We start from the raw sequence: 20,488 nt of genomic DNA, 5'->3' as shown, positions 1-20,488 counted from the left end.
ATGTCGTTTTTCTTACTTAATTACCGGAGTTGTTCCTTCCTCATATTCCGTTTCCTCTAAATCTTCGGATTTTTTACCTACACCAATGATAGGATTGTCTTGGTTACCTGTAATTTTGATTGGAATGCCAATAATCCCTAAAGGTGGAAGTCCCAAACGCATTTTGATATTTAGTTTGCCGTCTAGACTAGATTCTCCTTGAATTTTTGGTCTAAAACCGGCAACTTTGAACTTAAACGGCTCAATTTTAATGATATTATTTTTTATAGTTGTTTGAATGGTCACTTTTGAAATATCGGGATCTTTTAGGCCTTCGTTGTCTGTTTTTTTACTAACTGCGTTAAAAAGTTTGAACCCTTTCATTTTTACTTGCTTCACCGTTAAGTCTCCTCCCCCTTTTAACGAGGGATAATTAGGCATCATATCCGCTTCCAAAACACCTGCAATTTTATAGTTTAATGATACAATTCCCTCGGCATACTCCGCAGCTGAAGCCATTTCTCTGAACATCTTCACTTCGTTATACGCTCGTTTAATATCGAAGTCAGTCGCATTTATTGTATAATCAAAAACGGCTTTGGAGGAGTTTTCGGCATAATAATCAGCACTCATGCTTACTTTGGTGCCAATTAAACTGAAATTAGTATTTTGAAGTATTAAGCGTCCTTTATTGATTAATAAATTGCCTTTCAAGTTTTCAATAGCTAAATCGTCAAAGTTTAATTTTTTACCGGAAGCATTTAATTTAAAATCAAATGTCTTAGGAATCACTATTACCCCGGTTTCTGTTGTTGCTACCGGCTCAGTTGTTGTTGTATTTGTTGCGGCAATTGGTGTTTCTGACATAAATTCATCCACATTGATGTAGTTTGAACTTACAGTAAAGTTCCCTTTTAAAACCTCCGAATCAGACAATGCAAAATTAATTACATTTGACATTGAGCCATTCATAAGAAAATCTGATTGGCCGTAAGTTGCTTTAAAATTAGAAAAACGCATTTGATCTTGGTTAAAAACAAAAATGCCTTCGTTAATCACTAAAGGTTTTGGAAAATAGTCGGATGTTGTTTTAATCTCCCTTAATTCCATTGTTCCTTTATTATTTAAATTTCCATAATTTCCATTGGTAGCATCGCTTTGTTTTCCCTGAAATGCAACATCCATTTTTACATAACCTGTGACATCAAGTCCTTTTTGCGAAAACACTTTATAGATTTTTTCAATATCCAATTCACCTTTTGCTTTGATGTTATAAGCAATATCTTCAAAATTTTGAAAGGAAGCATCCACTGTAAATGGTTTTCCTTCAAAAACAAACGAGGCCGGACTGACTTTCACTTCTAAGTCTTTTAAAGTTCCATTTGCAGAAGAAATAGAAGAAACAAGATTGATGTTTTGAATAGCCGTTGGATAATAGTCTGTTTGAATGAGTCCGTTTTTTAATTCCAAATTCCCTTTTGTCACAGGAAACTGCTTGCTCGCTGCATCATACACTCCTTTAGAAACAATCGTGGTGTTTAGCAGTCCTTGTAACTTTTGAATGCCAAAATCTTTAAGTCCTACTGCTTTATCGAGTTTTGCCAGATCAAGTTTTGAACGTACACGTACATCTATTTTGGGTTTCGAAAGCCCTTCCACAATCACATTGCCATTAAAATAATCCTTCTCGACATCAAAATAAATGGAGTCTATTTTAACTACTAATTTTTCAGGATCAAGCGATGGTAACTTCGTATCAAAATTTAAAAATATATTTTCTGCAGGATAGGGCGTATCTTGATTAGAAATGAAACCATCTCTTACTTTCATATTGAAATGCATGTTGGGCATTTTGTTATTGGCCGAATTATAATCTCCTTTTAATTGAAAAAACAAATCTGTTTTACCTTTAATTTTTGTTTGCTCGAGCCATTTTAAATAAACGGGTGGTAAAGCAGTGAAGAAATCGTTTAAATTAGCATTCTTCGATTGAACAAGAAAATCCATGCGGTAACCATCCTTGAGAAAATCAAATTTTCCTTTAAAATCAACAGGAAGTTTATTAATTTTTAAATCATTTTCTTCAAAAACAAATGCAAGGGAACTGGTATTAATTTTGGTAATCAGAGAAGCATTTACTTTTTTACTTTTCAAATATTGTTCACCATCATATGAAAAATCAAACGATTCAATAGCCGCCTCGGTATACAAATCGAAGATTGCTTTTTCTAAATCACCTTTTCCTAAATAATTGAACCCTTTTGCTTTTACGAGCACTTTTGACGATTGATCGTCATAAATAAGCCTCGTGTCTTTTATCTGAATCCGTGCTAATTTTATAGAAGTTTCAGAAGCATCTTCCGGTTCATTTGATGGTGCACTTTTGTACACATTATAATTTGGATTTCCTTTTGTATCCACTTTAATGTTAACAAAAGCGTCATTTAAATAAATTTCATCAATTGAAATTTTACTTTTGAATAGAAGTGTTTTTAAATTAATTCCAAAAGCAACATCCTTAGACGAAACTAAAGTATCTTTTTCAAATGGGAGGGAGCCTTTTAGCAAAAAATCATCAAGAGTTACCGTTAGCGAAGGAAAGTGAGCAAAGAAAGAAAGGTGCGTTTCTCCAAAAGATAAATCGCCTTCCAATTTTTCATTTGCAAAAAGTTCTACTTGTTCTTTTATTTTACCGGGAAAAATTTTGGGTAATAAAAATAGTAGTAACAGCAAGACTGCAAGAGTAATTCCAACTATTTTTAAAGATTTAACTGCATAAAATTTAAAGCTGTTCTTCATATGCTTCTGTCTATTAATCGGTTGCACTACTATTATATTTGAGATAAAAGTACAAAAAAACCTCTTCCGAAGAAAAGGTTTTTGAAAATAGAATAACTACTAACTAACTCTATTTTTTAACTAACTTCATTGTTTTACTTTGGTTATTTTCATTGATAGCTTTTACCAAATAAATCCCAGTATTTAAATCATTAACATCATATTGATAGTCTATTGAATACGTTTTTGTAAAGGATTTGACCAATTGACCTGTTAACGAATAGACCTCAACTCTTTCAACCTCTGAATTCAGTGTGAAGAAGTCGGTTGTTGGGTTTGGAGCCAAAGTGACTGTGGATGCAAACTGCAAGTCTTCTGATGATAGAAGAGCTTGTTTGTTTCCAAAAATTCTGAATTGTCCCGGAGGAATACTAATAGGTGTTGCAGTATTATTTACTTGATAAGCTGAATTATCCATCAAATCATACCATTCGCCGGTAAATGGAAAGTTTGGATTGATACTTACTGCTGTAGTAGCAAAATTTGCAAGTACCACCACATTTTTTAAACTCGTTTCGGGTAATGATGTATCAAAAACATAAATTCTCTGACGCAAATTATCTGTTGAACCACTCACAACTTCGGGACTAATGGTATAACTTCCTTCAAAAACCGGTTCGTTTACCTTTAACGAAATTAGTTTGGCCCAATCATTATAAATCTTCACTCTATTGACGTTCCCCAACCAATTATTCACCCATTGAGGTTGTGGTTTGGTACTCAATTTACAATCACCGGGTAGGGTAGCACTAGGATCATTAAATGTTCCGTCTGTACAAGTGAAAATTGAATTTTCCATACCTAATGCTCCGAAATGCCAAATCATTTTTGGCCCGGGAATTGTAAATAATACTGCTCCAATGGCTGACATTCTTGATAATGCAACATTTAAATTACGAACATTATGAGCCGCTTGAGAATTGTTCCCAAATTGTAAATTCTTATACATCAATCGCTCTTCATCATGACTTTCAGCATAGGCCATCAGTCGCTTGTTAAGAAAATTACGACTGACGTGTCCTGCACGATTTATACTGGCATTGGACGCAAAACCCATCGAAAGCTGATTATACTCATTAGTCATTTTACCCCAAAGCATAATTCCTTTACCTTCATTTAAGCGATAATCTGCCCATTGCTTTTCTTCACTATCGGACCCTAAATGTTCAAAAATCACATAGTGATTAGGGTCTGCCAACCAAGAATGATCGGCATAGTCTTTTAGCACAGCTACTCTGTCTGCCTGTGTTTGGTTGGTACAGTTTTCCTGACCTCCAGCCACATTTGACGGACAATTTTGAGTAAATCCTTTGGTTAAATCCCAACGGAACCCATCAATTTTATATTCATTAATCCAATGGTCGATTACTCTTTTGGTGTAATTCTTTGTTCGTGGTTGTTGGTGATTAAAGTCATCTCCTACATTATAACTATGCATCGCTGATTGGTTAAAATAGGGATTTTCTGCACTTGGTCCGCCCCAACCATCACCATCGGGATCGTTCATCCACATTCGTGTTAGGGAATTTCTTCCAAAAGCATGGTTTAGTGCCAAATCTAAAATAACAGCAATTCCGTTTTGATGGCATAAGTCAACAAATTCTTTAAACTTTGTGGGTGTGCCATAAAATTTATCTAATGCCATGTGAAAGGCGGTATTATATCCCCAACTTTCATTTCCTTCAAACTCCATTACAGGCATTAATTGAATGGCATTGACCTTTAAATTTTTAAAATAGTCAATCTTATTGATCAAATCTTGGTAATTTCTGTTGGCGTCAAAGTCTCTTACCAAAACCTCATAAACTACCAAATCTTCTTTTTTAGGCTTGACAAAATTAGTAGTGGCTGCACTCCATGCGTAAGGCGTTTGACCTGTTTGCAAAACAGTTACTTCACGCTCTTGTCCTTGCGGATAAGCGGGTAAATTAGGAAAAGATGATGCAGGAATCCCCGGATCATCAAACGGTGATAAAACCAGTGTAGAATAAGGATCGGCAACTTTAACCAAAGCCGGAGAATTGGCTATTGGCGTTTGTTTGACCACCCAATATTGATAGGTATATATTTGTCCGGGTGTTAAACCGGTTAATTCGAGCCAAAATTTTGTAGATGAAGGATCTTTCTTCATCGCATAGGTAGTGTTAGGTTGCCAGTTATTAAAACTTCCGGCAACATAAATAAAATCTTTATTAAAAGCATCTAAAACCAATGTTGCTTTTGTAGGGTCTGAAGAATTATAATTAATCCCGTCTTGAAGTCCGGCAGGTATGGCCTGAGTGACAGTTCCGGGATTCACAACTACCGAAAACTTTCTGACAAGTGTTGTTGCACCTTGGGAAATTTGTAATTCGTAATTTTTGTTTGTAGTAATATTGCTATCTGTATAGGAATAAGTACTGCCTGTAAACGTATGAATGCTTGTGCCATTGGCCAACAAATTATAATTTGCATTTCCGTTAGTATTATTGGCAGATATAGCCAAATTTGAACCTGAACTGAGAATGGACGTACTATTTGTTGCGGGCGATACTAAGTTTGCTTGAAAAGCACCCACATTTAAAAAGTAATCCACTGTTTGTGGAGATCCTGCGGCAGCTCTAAAAACAACACAAATTTGGGTAATTGAACTTGATGTTGGTACACCAAATTTGGTAAACAAGTCGGGTGTTAAACTTAATGTGTAATTTGATCCTGAAACCAATGTCAATGCAGGCTGTGTGGTGTTATTACCCCAAGACCCAATAACATTTTGCCATTGTTGTCCGTTCACCGTGACACCGATATGAGCATAAATTACTCCATTATAGGTACTTAAAGGCGTACCTGTTTTATTAAAATTTATCGTTACAGCTGCGTTCGCTTCGGGCACAGTAGGAACGGTTGTAACTTGTGCCTGTATATGAATAGACACCAAAAGGAATACAATTACTATTGAGTAAATCTTTTTCATGGTCAATTTTTAGAAAAAAAAGGGCTGAATGAACAGCCCTCTTTTGAATTTTGAATCTACTATTGAGCTGTAAGCGTATAAGTGTATTCTCTAGGATTTGTTAAATCCAGTTTAACCATATAAGTTCCGGCAGCATTTACAGATAAATTTGGCCCATCGTAAGTCATCGCGTCAGAAGGACCACCAAAATTGATTGCCCAATCATTATTCGCTCTAAACTTGAATTCACCGGCAGTCATAACAACGGTACCTTCCCAAAATTTCGTGGTTGGATTATACGTTAATTGTGTACTACTATCCCAACCGTTTGGTGTAGCCGCTCCAATAATTCCCCAAGTTGTAAGAACTTCTGAATATGTTAAAGCATCAGTATCCGCACGTACTCTATAATAGCCTGCTGGAGCATTTAAATCTTGCTCGCCAGTTTCAACTAATACACCTGCTACAGAACCATTCCAACCCCAGTCAGTATTACCCCAATTGAAATTACCAGCTGCATCAGGACCAACAAATTTATGTCCACCATCTAACCAAATAAAACCCTCGTAGTCAGTTTCACCAAATGCAGAAGCTGCAATTCTTGGAGCCGTCGGTGGATTCCAACCTTGGTGGTTTCCTGGAACTGCGAGTTTAGGCAAATCAGTTGAAAAAGTAGTAACTAAAACTGTTCTTTCATCGGAGTAAGTTGGTTGAGAACCCGTAGTCCCAACGTTTGCACGAATTCTAATATCTAGACCTCCTTCAACGAAAGGTGTTAATCCAGCCGCAACTGCTGCACCATTTAATTCTAAAACTGACCAAGTAACAGTTGTGCCGTTTGTTGTAGCGGCTTCAATAATATCTTCGAATTCTGTACCTGTTTCCGCAATTTCTACTGTATAAGTTACAGCAGTAGGCGTGCCGTAATCAGCATCTTCCCATGTTACTGTTAAAGCAGGATTTGTTCCTAACTCTGGAGTTAAAACAACTGCTGTTCCTGCATCTGGAGTTATCATGGCAAATTCAGCTGCCGGCGTTGAAAACAACAGTTCTTGTTCATCTTCACAAGACCAAAACCCAATTGACAAAAGGGCAATTAATACTATTTTAAATTTATTTTTCATTTTATTAATATTTATATTATACAATTTTTTTTAATAACCAGGATTTTGAGTAAGATTCGGATTTGATGCCAATGATGCTTCTGGAATAGGGTACAATTTCAAATGAGAAGGTATTGAAATTCCATTACTTCCATTTCCTTTCCATGCCCAATTGTAAACACCACCGGTATATTTGTTGAAACGAATTAAATCTTGTCTTCTGTGTGATTCCCAATGTAATTCTCTTGCTCTTTCATCCAGAATAAAATCTAAAGTCAATTCAGATGCTGAAATATTAGCTGCAGTTGAACCATTATTGGCTCTTGTTCTCAATGCGTTAACATAAGTAAGAGCAGTAGCTGCACTTCCGGCTCCACGCAAAGCACATTCAGCATACATTAAATGGGCGTCTGCTAAACGGAATAAAGGAAAATCAGTATTTACAAATGTAGAGTTGATACCCGGTTGTCCTGTAGAAGAAACATTTGAGAATTTTGCCAAAATATAGCCTGAATCTCTGTCTGCTACATCCGTAATATCAATATTTCTAGATCCGGATATAATTGTGTTTCTAGCATCATTATCGAAATCTGCTCCATCAAATTTTTGCACAAACTGTTTTCTTAGGCGAAGAGCACCACCCCAACCTCCTGAACCAACGCCTAAAGAAGCTCCGTTTTGCTCAATTGAACCAACACTACCATTAATCATTACAGTAGTTGGTCCATAATTTTGAGTAACTTGTCCGTCAGACTGAATGGCAAAAATCATTTCAGGTGATATATTATTATCTGCTGTAAAATTATGCAAGTAATTAGAATTTAAAGTATAACTCGAACCAATAATAGCAGTACACTGATCCACACAATCTGCATATCTGTTTTCGTTGATGTAAACCTCTGCATTCAGATAAATTTTTGCCAAAATCATTCGAGCGAAACCTTGGTCTAATCTACCTGCTTCATTGGTTCTGGGAGCTTTTAAATTTGGAAGAATCTCCAATAGTTCCGACTCAATAAAATCAAACAATTGCTGTCTGTTATACTCCGGCCCTGCAGTGTTAATTGGGTCATTTTCAGTAACAAAAGGAGCTTTACCAAATAAATCCATCATATGGTAGTATGCTAAGGCTCTGTGAGCACGAGCTTCGTTTCTATACTCCCCAATTTTAGCAATTCTTGCAGGATCCGTTACGCCTCTTCCGGCTAATTTTTCTGGAGTAGTTTGTTTTAAAAACTCATTAGCTACTGCCACATGAAACATTCCTCTACTGAACATTCCTCTGAAAATAGGATTGGCAGCATTCCATATATTACGCTGAATTTCACGAGTCCCCGGGTCATTTTCATAACTCCAAATAACCTCATCCGTAGCTAATACTTGCATGTACCACAAGGTACGTCCATATTGACTGGTTCCGGCATCAATCCCTCCGATGTTGGAAGAACCTGCACCATCAGTACCTGTCAAAGATAAATTACCATAAACACCCGCTATTGCTTCCTCATAAGCATTAGGTCGGCTGTAGAATTCTTCGACTGTGTCCGAAAACGGATCTTCAATCGCTACATCCAAATCGTTTACGCATGATTGCATTAAAAAAGCAAACCCTAGTAAAGCGATTAATTTAACATTCATTTTTTTCATAGTTTTTTATTTAAAATTTCACGTTTGCTCCTAACAAAAACTGTCTTTGTCTTGGATATATTGTTGCATCAATTCCACCAGTAATTTCAGGATCCAATCCATCATATTCTGTAATAATAAATGGATTTTGAACCGAAGTAAACAAGCGTAAGGAAGCTTTACCTTCTAACCATTTTGGGAAAGTATACCCTAAAGTTGCATAGTCCATTCGTAAAAACGAACCATTTTCAACGAACAAATCAGATAAAACATTTTCTCCATTTTGTTGCTGGAATCCGGTAAATTCATAGAAAGTTGAAATATTTTCCAAAGCTTGACCCTCTTGTAAAGTACTGCTATAGGATCTTGTAGACTTGGTAGTATTCAAAATACGATTACCTACACTTGCTCTTAGGTTAAACCCTAAATCAAAGTTTTTGTAGTTTACATTTGTAGCGAAGCCTAACAGAAAATCAGGATCCGGGTTTTTGTAAATGTAGCGGTCTTCACCATTGATAATACCGTTTCCATCTAAATCTGCAAAAGCACCTTCAATAGGAGTACCACTTACATCATACAATTGTTTGTAAACAAAGAACGAATTAGGTGTAAATCCTTCTTGTAAAATTTGAGATGTACCTCCTGTTCCAGCACCCGTAAAACCGGTAAATAGTGGTTGACCAAGTGCTAACTCATCAATTCTTCTTTCAAATTTTGTAGCATTAAAAGACACATTCCAAGTGATATCTTCTTTTTTAATAACATCATATGCAATCGAAAATTCGACACCTTGTGTGGTCATATCTCCAATGTTTTGCGGACCTTGGTTACCAAAGTTACCCCCATCAGCAAAAGGAGCTGTTTGAAACAAGTCATACGATTGTTTGTAGAAAACATCCAATGCACCAGTTAATCTATTCTCCATAAATCCAAAATCGATACCTGCGTTGTATGAATAGGTCTCTTCCCACTTCACAGGACCGTATGAGTCAGGTGTTCCTACCGGATAAACTGCTCCGCCAATAATGTATTGAGAAAAAGGATCTCCAATATTATACTTAGGTAAGAAGAAGGTTCCTGCGGAAATATCTTGCTGACCTGTGATACCCCAACCTAAACGAAGTTTTAAATCGGACAATTTGCTGCTTTCTGCAAAGAAATCTTCTTTTAACTTCCAAGCAAAAGCCACAGATGGGAAATTACCCCAACGATTGTCTTCGCCAAAACGAGAAGTACCGTCACGTCTGTAGGTTAAGGTTAATAAATATTTATTGCTGAAATTTAAATTCGCTCTACCAAAGAAACCAATTAAAACAATATCGTCATTTATATACGATCCGGGGACATCTTGAGGATTATTTCTGTTTCTGGTAAAGTTTCCTTCATTTTCAAATTTTTGGTAGGAGTAACCACCCGTCACTTCATACACTAAATTACCAACTTCGTTGTTATACACTAAATAAGTATCTAACAATTTATTGGTTGTTGTGCTCTCGGAGTAGGAATCATTTCCATAAAGTGTCGTACCATTGATAAATCCAGTTAAAGCATTTCTACTCACCTGAATACTTCTGTTCCCTTTTTGTTGGTCATAACCCATGTTGACTACTGCTCTTAATTCGGGTAAGAAATGGAATTTATAATCTATTTCAAAGTTTCCAAAGAATCTATTATTCACACCTGTATCGTCTGTTTGCAGCAATTGAGCAACTGGGTTACGTGTGGCAGGAGCTAAGAAGTTAGCGGTTCCTGGTTGACCATTTCTGTACTCAAAAAATCCATCGTAAGGCGAATTTGCATCATAAACCGGCTGTGTGGGGTCAAAACGAATAGCAGAACCCTCAACACCTGCGGCAAATCTGTTTTGCTGATTGGTATAATTGGCCGCTACTCTAAATTTTAAATGATTTTCAAAAAACTCCGGTGATAAATTTAACGAAATAGAATTTCTATTAAAATTATTGGTTAAACGCAAACCTTCCTGATAGGTGTTACCTACGGAAAGACGCGTTGGAATTGTTTTAAATAAATTACCTTTAATTGATAAGTTGTTATCTACAAAATCGGTTCGTCTGTAAATTTCGTCTTGCCAATCAGTATTTGCTGAGCCTAATTTTGCAAGAACCGGAGCATTACCGGCAAACTCATTGCCAATAAGAGCTCTAAACTGGTCGGCATCGTAAACATCTACTTGATTGAATTTTTTTCCTGAGCCATATTGGAAGTTGTAGTCCACCTGAAGTTTTTTACCGGCTCTTTTGGTAGTAATGATAATTACACCATTGGATGCACGAGAACCATAAATAGCGGTTGCAGAAGCATCTTTCAATACCGTAAAACTTTCAATATCATTTGGATTGATAGAAGACAAAATAGAAGTTGAGCCTTCGCCTGTTGAATTGGATACAGGCAAACCATCAATAACAATCAACGGATCATTTGATGCTAAAAGCGAAGACCCTCCACGAATTCTGATTTCAGAACCTGAACCCGGAGCACCACTTTGATTGATGGTTACACCCGCAACACGACCGTTTAATAAACTTTCTGCTGTTACATTTGCCCCTTTATTAAAGTCTTTTGCCGAAACTGTTGTGACAGCTCCTGTTGCATCTTTTTTCTTAACGGTACCGTAACCTACCGCAACTAAAGTTACTTCATCTAATTGTGTTAAATCTTCTTGTAACTTAACAGTAATTGTTTTTTGAGAATCGTAGGAGATATCTTGTGTTTTGTAACCCACGAATGAGAATTCAATCACATCGCCTTTGGTGACACTTGACAGTGTGAAATTACCATCAAAGTCAGTGGTGGTACCCTTAGTAGTACCTTTAATAATAACGTTTACTCCAGGTAATGGTTGACCCGATCCAGAATCGGACACATTTCCTGTTAAAGTACTCTGTGCCAGCATTGAAAGCGGCAACAAGAGCAACGCAAATAACAACTTTTTATAAATTGTTTTCATACAGTTTGTTTAGGTTAAAAATTGAGTTTTGTATGCTTGTATTTTACTTCGAATGTTAAATTTAAGCAAAATTTTGATTAAATTTCATGAACATATGTTAAACCGACTCCGAAAACGTTTTCGTGTTGAAAACTTTTACATATTCTTATATTTACAGCACTAAAATACCCATTCAAAAAAAATAATTTATCTTTATTGACAAATTAATAATTGCTAGTATCAAAATGAAGAGAAAAGTAACTTTAAAACAGATTGCAAAAGAACTCGACGTTTCCATTTCAACTGTTTCAAAATCATTGAAAGACAGCTCAGAAATAAGTGAGGACACCCGCCTAAAAGTGCAGGCTTTTGCAAAACTTTACAACTACAAACCCAACAATATTGCTTTAAGTTTAAAGAACAAAAAGACTAAAACAATTGGGGTGATTATTCCGGAAATTGTGCATCATTTTTTTGCTACAGTTATTAGCGGTGTAGAAAATGTGGCCAATCAATTTGGGTACAACGTTATTGTATGTCTTTCAGATGAGTCTTTTGATAAAGAAGTCATTAATATGGAAATGCTGGCAAATGGAAGCATCGATGGATTTATCATGTCGCTTTCCAAAGAAACCCAGCAGAAGAAAGATTTTCATCACATTTCGGAGGTCATTAATCAAGGAATGCCGGTAGTTCTTTTTGATCGTGTAACCAACGAAATTGAATGCGACAAAGTGATTATTGACGATTTTCAAGCATCTTACCTGGCAGTAACATCTTTGCTGAACTCCGGTTTAAAAAAAATAGCTCTTATTACAACTGTAGATTACGTAAGTGTCGGAAAACTAAGAACTGACGGTTACATCAAAGCACTTGAATCCCATAGAATTCCGATTGATGACCATCTAATTATCAAAATTGAAGATATAGATGCTGCTGAAGAATTGATTGCTGATTTACTTCGAAATAATGATATAGATGCTGTTTTTGCGGTAAACGAACTTTTTGCTGTTACTGCTATCAAATTAGCGTCAAAATTAGGAAAAAAAGTTCCTGAAGATATTTCTGTTATTGGTTTTACGGATGGAATCATTTCGAAATACTCAACCCCAAGCATTACAACGGTTGGACAAAACGGCATGGAAATGGGTGGTAAAGCTGCAAAAATGCTAATCGCCCGCTTAGAATCAGAAGAAGATGAGGAAGATGAAAAATATGTTACAGAAATAATCGAAACACAATTAGTTGTCAGAGAATCTACGCGAACGTTGTAGTTTTGTCAATCGCTCTTCCCATAAATAATTGTATTTTATAAATTCTCCAAGCGGCACTTAAATTAAACAAAAAATAATTTTTTCTATTAGATTTATTATATATTTGTCTAATCAAAACTTGTATTTTACTTCGAACCCACAAGTTTTGATAAGCCTTCAACCGCTTATCGTAGTACTAATCTTTTAATTACGATAATGGAAAAGCGTAAGTTAAGTTTCTGGGAAATTTGGAACATGAGTTTCGGTTTCTTAGGAATACAAATGGGTTTTGCTCTTCAAAATGCAAATGCCAGTAGAATTCTTCAAAAATTCGGTGCAGACGTGCATGAACTTTCGTGGTTTTGGATTATTGCTCCACTAACCGGACTCATAGTTCAGCCTATTATTGGTCATTATAGTGATAATACATGGGGTCGATTTGGTAGAAGAAAACCATTTTTTCTGGTTGGTGCTATTCTTGCGTCGATTGGTTTAATTTTAATGCCGCAATCTGAAATTTTCGTCGCATTTTTACCTGCTCTTTGGGTTGGTGCCGGAATGCTTATGATTATGGATGTTTCGTTCAACATTGCCATGGAACCTTTTCGTGCCTTAGTTGGTGATAATCTTAGAACAGATCAAAGAACTTTAGGATTTAGCGTTCAAACCGCGTTAATCGGAATGGGAGCTGTTGTTGGTTCTGTTTTACCTTCTTTTTTAAGATGGGTTGGCATAACAGGCGAAACCGTTTCCGGAATTCCGAATGATTTGATTTGGTCTTTTATAATTGGTGCAATTATACTAATACTTACCATTTTGGTTACGGTGGTAACCACCAAAGAATATTCACCACAAGAATTAGAAAACTTCACTGATGAAAAAGCTCATAAGGAAGCTATCAATGATGAAAAACCTGCACGTTTACTAGACATTTTTCAAGATTTTGCTAAAATGCCAACAACCATGCGGCAATTAAGTATGGTACAATTCTTTTCTTGGTTTGGACTTTTCGGAATGTGGGTTTTTACCACTCCTGCTATTGCACAGCACATTTATGGTTTAGCGTCTGATGATGTTAAAAACCCTTTGTTTGATGATGCAGGAAATTGGGTTGGAATTCTTTTTGGCGTTTACAACTTTGTATCCATGATTTTCGCTTTTACACTTCCGTATATTGCTAAACAAATTGGAAGAAAGAAAACACATGCTACTTCTTTAATTATTGGAGGAATTGGATTAATATCTATTTATTTCATGCCAAACAAAGAAGCTCTTGTTTTTTCCATGATTTGTATAGGGATTGCCTGGGCAAGTATTTTATCGATGCCTTATGCTATTTTAGCCGGTTCTATTCAACCAAAGAAAATGGGTGTCTACATGGGAATTTTCAATTTCTTTATCGTAATTCCACAAATTATTAATGCCCTCATCGGAGGATTACTTGTCAAATATTTATATAATGATCATGCCATTTTTGCTTTAGTTACCAGTGGAGTAAGCTTTTTAATTGCTGCTGCGTTAGTTTACAAAGTTCAAGATGTGGATGATGTAGTACAGAACTAATGAATCAAAAAGCATTTATATTCGATTTAGATGGAGTAATCGTTGACACGGCTAAATATCATTTTTTAGCTTGGCAAAAATTGGCTCAACAACTCGGTATTGATTTTACACCCGAACACAATGAAGAGTTAAAAGGCGTAAGCCGCGTTCGGTCGTTAGAAATTATCCTTGCATTGGGAAATATTGCAGCCTCACAAGAAGACAAAGAAATTTGGCTTAAGCAAAAAAACGATGAATATCTCTCCTATTTGGTAACTATGGATGAAAGCGAAGTGCTGCCGGGTGTTTTGCCTGTGTTGGATTATTTAAAACAACACCAACAAAAAATCGTGTTGGGTTCTGCCAGTAAGAATGCCAGACCTATTTTAGAAAAAGCAAAAGTAATAGACTATTTTGATGCTGTTGTTGATGGAAACGATGTTACGAACGCTAAGCCTGACCCAGAAGTTTTTCTTCAAGGAGCTAAAAAGGTACATTTCCCGAACGAAAAATGCATTGTTTTTGAAGATTCTGTTGCAGGAATTCAAGCGGCAAATAGTGCAGGCATGACGAGTGTTGGAATTGGAGAAGAAAACATTTTACATGAAGCTCATTTCGTATTTTCAGATTTTACGTTCATCGATTTGAATTTTATCCAAAACCTTATAAATAAATAGTAAAAAATTAAAGTTTTCGGGATTTTAAAATTATTCAACAAAAACTTGAAACTTGAAACTTGAAACTTTTTAAACCAAAAATTAATGAACCAAGATTATATAAAACCAGATAACTGGTCGATTATTGAAGAAGGATTTGAGCAAGACCTGGTTAAGTCTTCTGAAAGTTTGTTCAGCATTGGAAACGGTGCGATGGGACAACGTGCGAATTTTGAAGAATACTACTCCGGAAAAACATTCCAAGGTAGTTATATCGGCGGAATTTACTATCCCGATAAAACAAAAGTAGGTTGGTGGAAAAACGGTTATCCGGAATATTTTGCCAAAGTATTGAACGCCCCCAATTGGATTGGAATCAATATCGAAATCAACGGCGAAAATTTAGATTTAGCCAACTGTGTAGCCGTGAAAAGTTTTCGCAGAGAATTAAACATGAAAGAAGGATGGTACCATCGCTCTTTTAATGCAATTCTTCAAAACGGAACCGAAATTGAGGTGCAAGTGCGTCGTTTTCTTTCCATTGATTTGGATGAAGTAGGTGTGATTAATTATCAAATAACTGCATTAAATCAGGATACTACAATTGTTTTCAAACCTTATATTGATGCCGGCGTGCATAACGAAGATGCCAACTGGGAAGAAAAATTCTGGGAACCATTAGAAGTTAAAAACAATGGAAACGAAGCTTTCGTAACCGCAAGAACATTCAAAACACATTTTACAGCAACTACTTTCATGCAAAACACCATTTTGGTTGATGGTATATCTGTAAATACATCGCCTTTCAATGTTGCGTCTTCCAATGAAACCATTGAATTTTCATATGAAGTATCTATTTCCAAAAATCAAACTACAACAATTCAAAAAATAGGCGGATACACGGTTTCCATGAATCATGAAAACACACAAATAGCTGCTCAAAAAGCAATTGCTGATGCCTTAAAAATAGGTTACGACAAATTACTTGAAAATCAAATCAAAGCTTGGGCAAAAATTTGGGAAATGAGTGATATTACCATCGATGGCGATGTGAAAGCTCAGCAAGGTATTCGTTTCAATATTTTTCAACTCAATCAAACGTATCTTGGAAAAGATTCTCGCTTAAATATTGGCCCAAAAGGATTTACCGGCGAAAAATATGGTGGGTCAACTTATTGGGATACGGAAGCTTATTGCATTCCCTTTTATATGGCAACCAAAGACCAGCAAGTGGCTAGAAATTTACTGACCTATCGGTATAATCAATTGGATAAAGCCATTGAAAATGCAGGGAAATTAGGTTTCAAAAACGGAGCAGCTTTGTATCCAATGGTAACGATGAACGGCGAAGAATGTCACAATGAATGGGAAATTACCTTTGAAGAAATTCATCGAAACGGAGCTATTGCTTTTGCTATATTTAATTATTACCGTTTTACCGGAGATTACAGCTATATTCCTGAAAAAGGGCTAGAAGTTTTAATCGGAATTGCCCGTTTTTGGCATCAAAGAGCCACCTATTCAACCTATAGAAATCAATATGTAATATTAGGTGTTACCGGTCCGAATGAATATGAAAACAATGTGAACAATAATTTCTATACCAATTATATTGCGAAATGGTGTATTGATTATACAGTGCAACAGATTAATAAAATCGAAAAAGAGTATTCAACTGATTATACCCGAATTTTAAATAAAGTAAAACTTTCGCAATCAGAAATCAATCATTGGAAAGAAGTAGCAGACAATATGTATTTTCCCTATTCGGAAGAACATGATGTCTATTTGCAACAAGATGGGTTTTTAGATAAAGAACTAGTAAAAGTTACTGATTTAGATAAAAGTCAGCGACCCATTAATCAAAAATGGTCTTGGGACAGAATTTTGCGTTCGCCTTACATCAAACAGGCAGACACCTTGCAAGGATTTTACTTCTTTGAAGACCATTTCAGCAAAGAACAATTGGAAAAACATTTCGATTTTTATGAGCCGTTTACCGTTCATGAAAGTTCACTTTCCCCTTGTGTTCACTCAATCCAAGCGGCTGGTTTAGGCAGAATGGAACAAGCGTACACCTTTTATTTACGAACCTCCCGTTTGGACTTAGATGATTACAATAAAGAAGTGCACGAAGGTTTACACATTACTTCAATGGCCGGAACATGGATGAGTATTGTAGAAGGTTTTGGTGGCATGCGTGTGAAAAATGAAGCTTTACATTTTGATCCAAAAATTCCATCACAATGGAAAGGATTTTCATTTAAAATTAATTTCAGAAATCAAATTTTAAAAGTTTCAGTTCAATCTAATGAAACAAAGTTTTCGTTGGAAGGAAATAAACCTATTATTGTTTTTGTTAACGGAAAAGAAATTTTGGTGGAGCCGAATAGTTTGGTAACCGTATAGTCTTAACATTAAGGAATTAAGGTTGGTTCATTAAGGGAATTAAGTTTAAAATCTATTTAACAACCTTAATTTTAACTCCATTTTTTATTCAATAAATATGACAAAAAAAGAGGTAACCTAATTAAGTTATGATATTGTTGGTTGTGCGATTTCCGTTCACAAAACATTGGGTCCCGGCTTACTTGAATCAGTTTATGAAAAATGTCTTGCAAAAGAGTTAGAGTATAATGGTTTTTATGTTGAAACCCAGAGAAAAGTTAAACTAGAGTATAGAGATTTATTGATTGAAACAGAGTTAAGACTCGATTTAATTGTAAATAATACAGTGATTGTTGAAATAAAATCGATTGAAAGTTTGCTTCCTGTCCATGAAGCTCAATTATTAACGTACATGAGCTTGCTTGAAAAGCCTCAAGGATTGTTAATAAATTTTTATACTGATAATATTACAAAATCAGTTAAGCCATTGGTAAATGAGTATTTTAAAATGCTTGAACCTTAATTTAATTTTCTAATCACAACATTTCTTAACGAATATTACTGATACATTCTTTTATTCATAATGTTTAAAAATATTTCAGTTTATATTCTGTCAAAAGACTCTCTTAATAAGACTTAGTAAAAAAAACCTTAACTTCTTAATGTTTAAAAAAATGAAAAAGCTACTTATTTTTTTACTTTTATCAACTTCCGCATTTGCTCAAGTCAACCGAATTGAACCACCCAACTGGTGGGTCGGATTTAAAAATGAAAACCTGCAATTGTTAGTGCAGCATCCCAATATTGGGGCTGCTACGCCAAAAATTTCATATCCGGGGGTATCGATTATCAAAGTTAACCAAGCTAAAAGTCCCAATTATCTTTTTATTGATATCGCAATCGACAAATCCGCTAAACCCGGTACTTTCAACATTGTTTTTGAACCTGAAAAAGGTAAAAAAATAATTCAATCCTATGAGTTAAAAGCAAAATCAAAACCTTCCGAAGAGTTCATCGGTTTCAATAGTTCCGATGCTATTTACCTCATTACTCCCGATCGTTTTGCCAACGGAAATGAAGCGAATGATATTATGAAATCTATGCAAGAAACCACCTTAGACAGAACCCACGACTATAAACGTCACGGTGGCGATATTCAAGGAATCACCAATCATATTGATTACATCAAAAATCTAGGATTTACCGCTATTTGGCCGACTCCGGTTTTGACAAATGACATGAAAAATGCTTCGTACCACGGCTATGCGATGACCGATTTTTATCAAGTAGATCCGAGATTCGGAACCTTAACCGATTATAAAAATTTAGCTCAAAAACTGAAACAAAAAGGCATGAAACTCATCATGGATCAGGTCGCAAATCATTGCGGTAGCGAACATTGGTGGATGAAAGATTTACCTTTTTCAGATTGGGTAAATTATCAAGAATTGTATGAGAAAGAAAAAAAATACGTCACTTCCAATCACCGCAGAACCAGCAACCAAGATTTGTATGCCTCCGAAAAAGATAAAAAAGAAATGGCCGATGGTTGGTTTGTTTCATCCATGCCCGATTTGAATCAACGCAATCCTTTTTTAGCAAAATACATCATTCAAAATAGTATTTGGTGGATTGAAACGCTGCAATTAGGTGGCATCCGCCAAGACACCTATCCATACCCAGACAAAGTATTTATGAGCAATTGGGCTGGAGCAATAATGACTGAGTATCCGAATTTTAGTATTGTTGGAGAAGAATGGAGTACGAATCCTTTATTGATTGGATACTGGCAAAATGGAGCTTCTAATCATGACGGCTACGTATCAAATTTACGTTCAACGATGGATTTTGCCATGCAAACCATCATTCCGCAAGCCATCAAAGAACCTGAAAGTTGGGACAAAGGTTTTGCAAAATTGTATGACGGTTTAGCGAACGATTTTCATTATGCTTCACCAAAAGACCTTATGATTTTTCCCGATAATCATGACATGGATCGCATTTTTACCCAAATGGAGGAAAATGTAGTCAATACTAAAATGGCATTAGCTACGTATTTAGTCTTACCTCGTATTCCACAGGTGTATTATGGAACCGAAATACTCATGCAAAATACTGCCAAACCCGGCGATCACGGTTTAATCAGAACCGATTTTCCCGGTGGTTGGAAAGGAGATAAAGTAAATGCTTTTACCGGTGATGGACTTTCTGCTGATAAAAAAGACATGCAAAACTATTTGACTAAAATTTTAAATTATCGAAAAAGCAGCAAAGCCATCCACGACGGAAAAACAATGCATTTTGCTCCTAATAATGGCGTTTACACTTTATTTAGAATGTTAAATGATGAAATTGTTGTTTTAATTTTAAATAAATACGAGTCAACAAAAGTAGATTTATCAATTTATGAAGAACTAAATTTGAAAGGTAAAAAATTCAAAAATATTTTAACCGGAGAAGAATTTATTTGGGATAAAGAATTGAATTTAAACCAAAAAGGAGCGTATCTCTTTACGACAAAATTGAACTAACGAATGAAAAAACTCTTTTTGCTATTATTCCTATCGTCTATTGCATTTGCACAAAATGTCAATCGCAAATACATTTCACATGAATGGAATCAAAATATGTTGGAGGTAAAAACTTCCGATGGAACGTATTTTATTCAATCCTATACTGATAAAATCATCGAAACTTCTTTTGTTCCAAAAGGAGAAAAATTTAATTCCAATTCGCATGCGGTTGTTTTAAAACCCAATCAAAACTCCTCCCAATTCAAAGAATCAGCAGATTTTTTAGAAATTACAACCAATGTTTTAGAAGTACAAATCACAAAATCACCTTTTAAAATTTCTTATTATAAAAAAGGAGAATTATTGATTTCAGAAAAATCCGGTTATCTAAAAAGAAAGCACGAACCCCTTGAGAGAGTCAAAGGAAATATTGTTTATGATTCCACTGAAGTGATTCAATTCAATATTAACTCCACCGAAAAATTATATGGTGGTGGAGCTCGTGTTTTAGGAATGGATAGACGCGGCAATCGTTTGGCGTTATACAATCGAGCTGATTATGGCTACGAAAGGCGTTCGGAATTGATGAATTTCACGCTACCAATCGTGATTTCTTCCCAAAAATACATGGTTCATTTTGACAATGCACCCATTGGCTATTTGGATTTAGACAGTAAAAAAGAAAATGTTTTAGAATACGAAACTATTTCC

General features: G+C 35.5%; 11 protein-coding genes and 1 pseudogene. 7 read left to right on the top strand and 5 right to left on the bottom strand.

What is annotated here, in order from left to right:
* Positions 1-12: 12 nt before the first annotated feature.
* The 5 genes from ACIQ2S_RS00060 to ACIQ2S_RS00040 all read right to left on the bottom strand — a co-directional run bounded on the left by ACIQ2S_RS00060 (position 13) and on the right by ACIQ2S_RS00040 (position 11,446).
* The gene (locus tag ACIQ2S_RS00060; RefSeq protein ID WP_396171859.1) at positions 13-2,778 is read right to left on the bottom strand and encodes an AsmA family protein; all 2,766 of its coding nucleotides are present in this window, start codon (positions 2,776-2,778) and stop codon (positions 13-15) included.
* A 109-nt stretch (positions 2,779-2,887) separates the two neighbouring features.
* The gene (locus tag ACIQ2S_RS00055) at positions 2,888-5,770 is read right to left on the bottom strand and encodes an alpha-amylase family glycosyl hydrolase (protein WP_396171856.1); all 2,883 of its coding nucleotides are present in this window, start codon (positions 5,768-5,770) and stop codon (positions 2,888-2,890) included.
* Positions 5,771-5,829: 59 nt separating this feature from the next.
* Positions 5,830-6,873, bottom strand: a complete 1,044-nt coding sequence (locus tag ACIQ2S_RS00050; RefSeq protein WP_396171854.1) for a SusE domain-containing protein — start codon at positions 6,871-6,873, stop codon at positions 5,830-5,832.
* 30 nt (positions 6,874-6,903) lie between these two features.
* Positions 6,904-8,499, bottom strand: coding sequence for a RagB/SusD family nutrient uptake outer membrane protein (locus ACIQ2S_RS00045; protein ID WP_396171852.1), 1,596 nt, complete (start codon positions 8,497-8,499; stop codon positions 6,904-6,906).
* 10 nt (positions 8,500-8,509) lie between these two features.
* Positions 8,510-11,446 (bottom strand): SusC/RagA family TonB-linked outer membrane protein, encoded by a 2,937-nt coding sequence (locus tag ACIQ2S_RS00040; RefSeq protein ID WP_396171850.1) that lies wholly within the window; start codon positions 11,444-11,446, stop codon positions 8,510-8,512.
* Between the two features lie 224 nt (positions 11,447-11,670).
* On the opposite strand from ACIQ2S_RS00040, the gene ACIQ2S_RS00035 reads away from it, so the two are divergent.
* The 7 genes and pseudogenes from ACIQ2S_RS00035 to ACIQ2S_RS00005 all read left to right on the top strand — a co-directional run.
* Positions 11,671-12,699, top strand: coding sequence for a LacI family DNA-binding transcriptional regulator (locus tag ACIQ2S_RS00035; RefSeq protein WP_396171847.1), 1,029 nt, complete (start codon positions 11,671-11,673; stop codon positions 12,697-12,699).
* A 195-nt stretch (positions 12,700-12,894) separates the two neighbouring features.
* Positions 12,895-14,241, top strand: a complete 1,347-nt coding sequence (locus ACIQ2S_RS00030) for an MFS transporter (RefSeq protein ID WP_396171843.1) — start codon at positions 12,895-12,897, stop codon at positions 14,239-14,241.
* Entirely contained in the window at positions 14,241-14,897 is a 657-nt protein-coding gene (gene pgmB / locus ACIQ2S_RS00025; protein ID WP_396171840.1) for a beta-phosphoglucomutase, read from the top strand. The genes ACIQ2S_RS00030 and pgmB overlap by 1 nt, the downstream gene beginning before the upstream one ends.
* Positions 14,898-14,981: 84 nt before the next feature.
* Positions 14,982-17,285 carry a glycoside hydrolase family 65 protein gene (locus ACIQ2S_RS00020; protein ID WP_396171838.1) on the top strand — a complete coding sequence of 768 codons (2,304 nt, stop codon included), beginning with the start codon at positions 14,982-14,984 and terminating at the stop codon, positions 17,283-17,285.
* A gap of 133 nt (positions 17,286-17,418) precedes the next feature.
* Positions 17,419-17,787, top strand: coding sequence for a GxxExxY protein (locus ACIQ2S_RS00015; RefSeq protein ID WP_396171981.1), 369 nt, complete (start codon positions 17,419-17,421; stop codon positions 17,785-17,787).
* Positions 17,788-17,938: 151 nt separating this feature from the next.
* The gene (locus ACIQ2S_RS00010; RefSeq protein ID WP_396171836.1) at positions 17,939-19,795 is read left to right on the top strand and encodes a glycoside hydrolase family 13 protein; all 1,857 of its coding nucleotides are present in this window, start codon (positions 17,939-17,941) and stop codon (positions 19,793-19,795) included.
* 3 nt (positions 19,796-19,798) lie between these two features.
* A pseudogene (locus ACIQ2S_RS00005) lies at positions 19,799-20,488 on the top strand (glycosyl hydrolase); the annotation flags it as partial.

Origin of the sequence: Flavobacterium sp., from assembly GCF_044371705.1 — a bacterium.
Classification (GTDB): Bacteria; Bacteroidota; Bacteroidia; order Flavobacteriales; family Flavobacteriaceae; genus Flavobacterium.
This window is presented reverse-complemented; position numbering and strand designations above follow the sequence as displayed.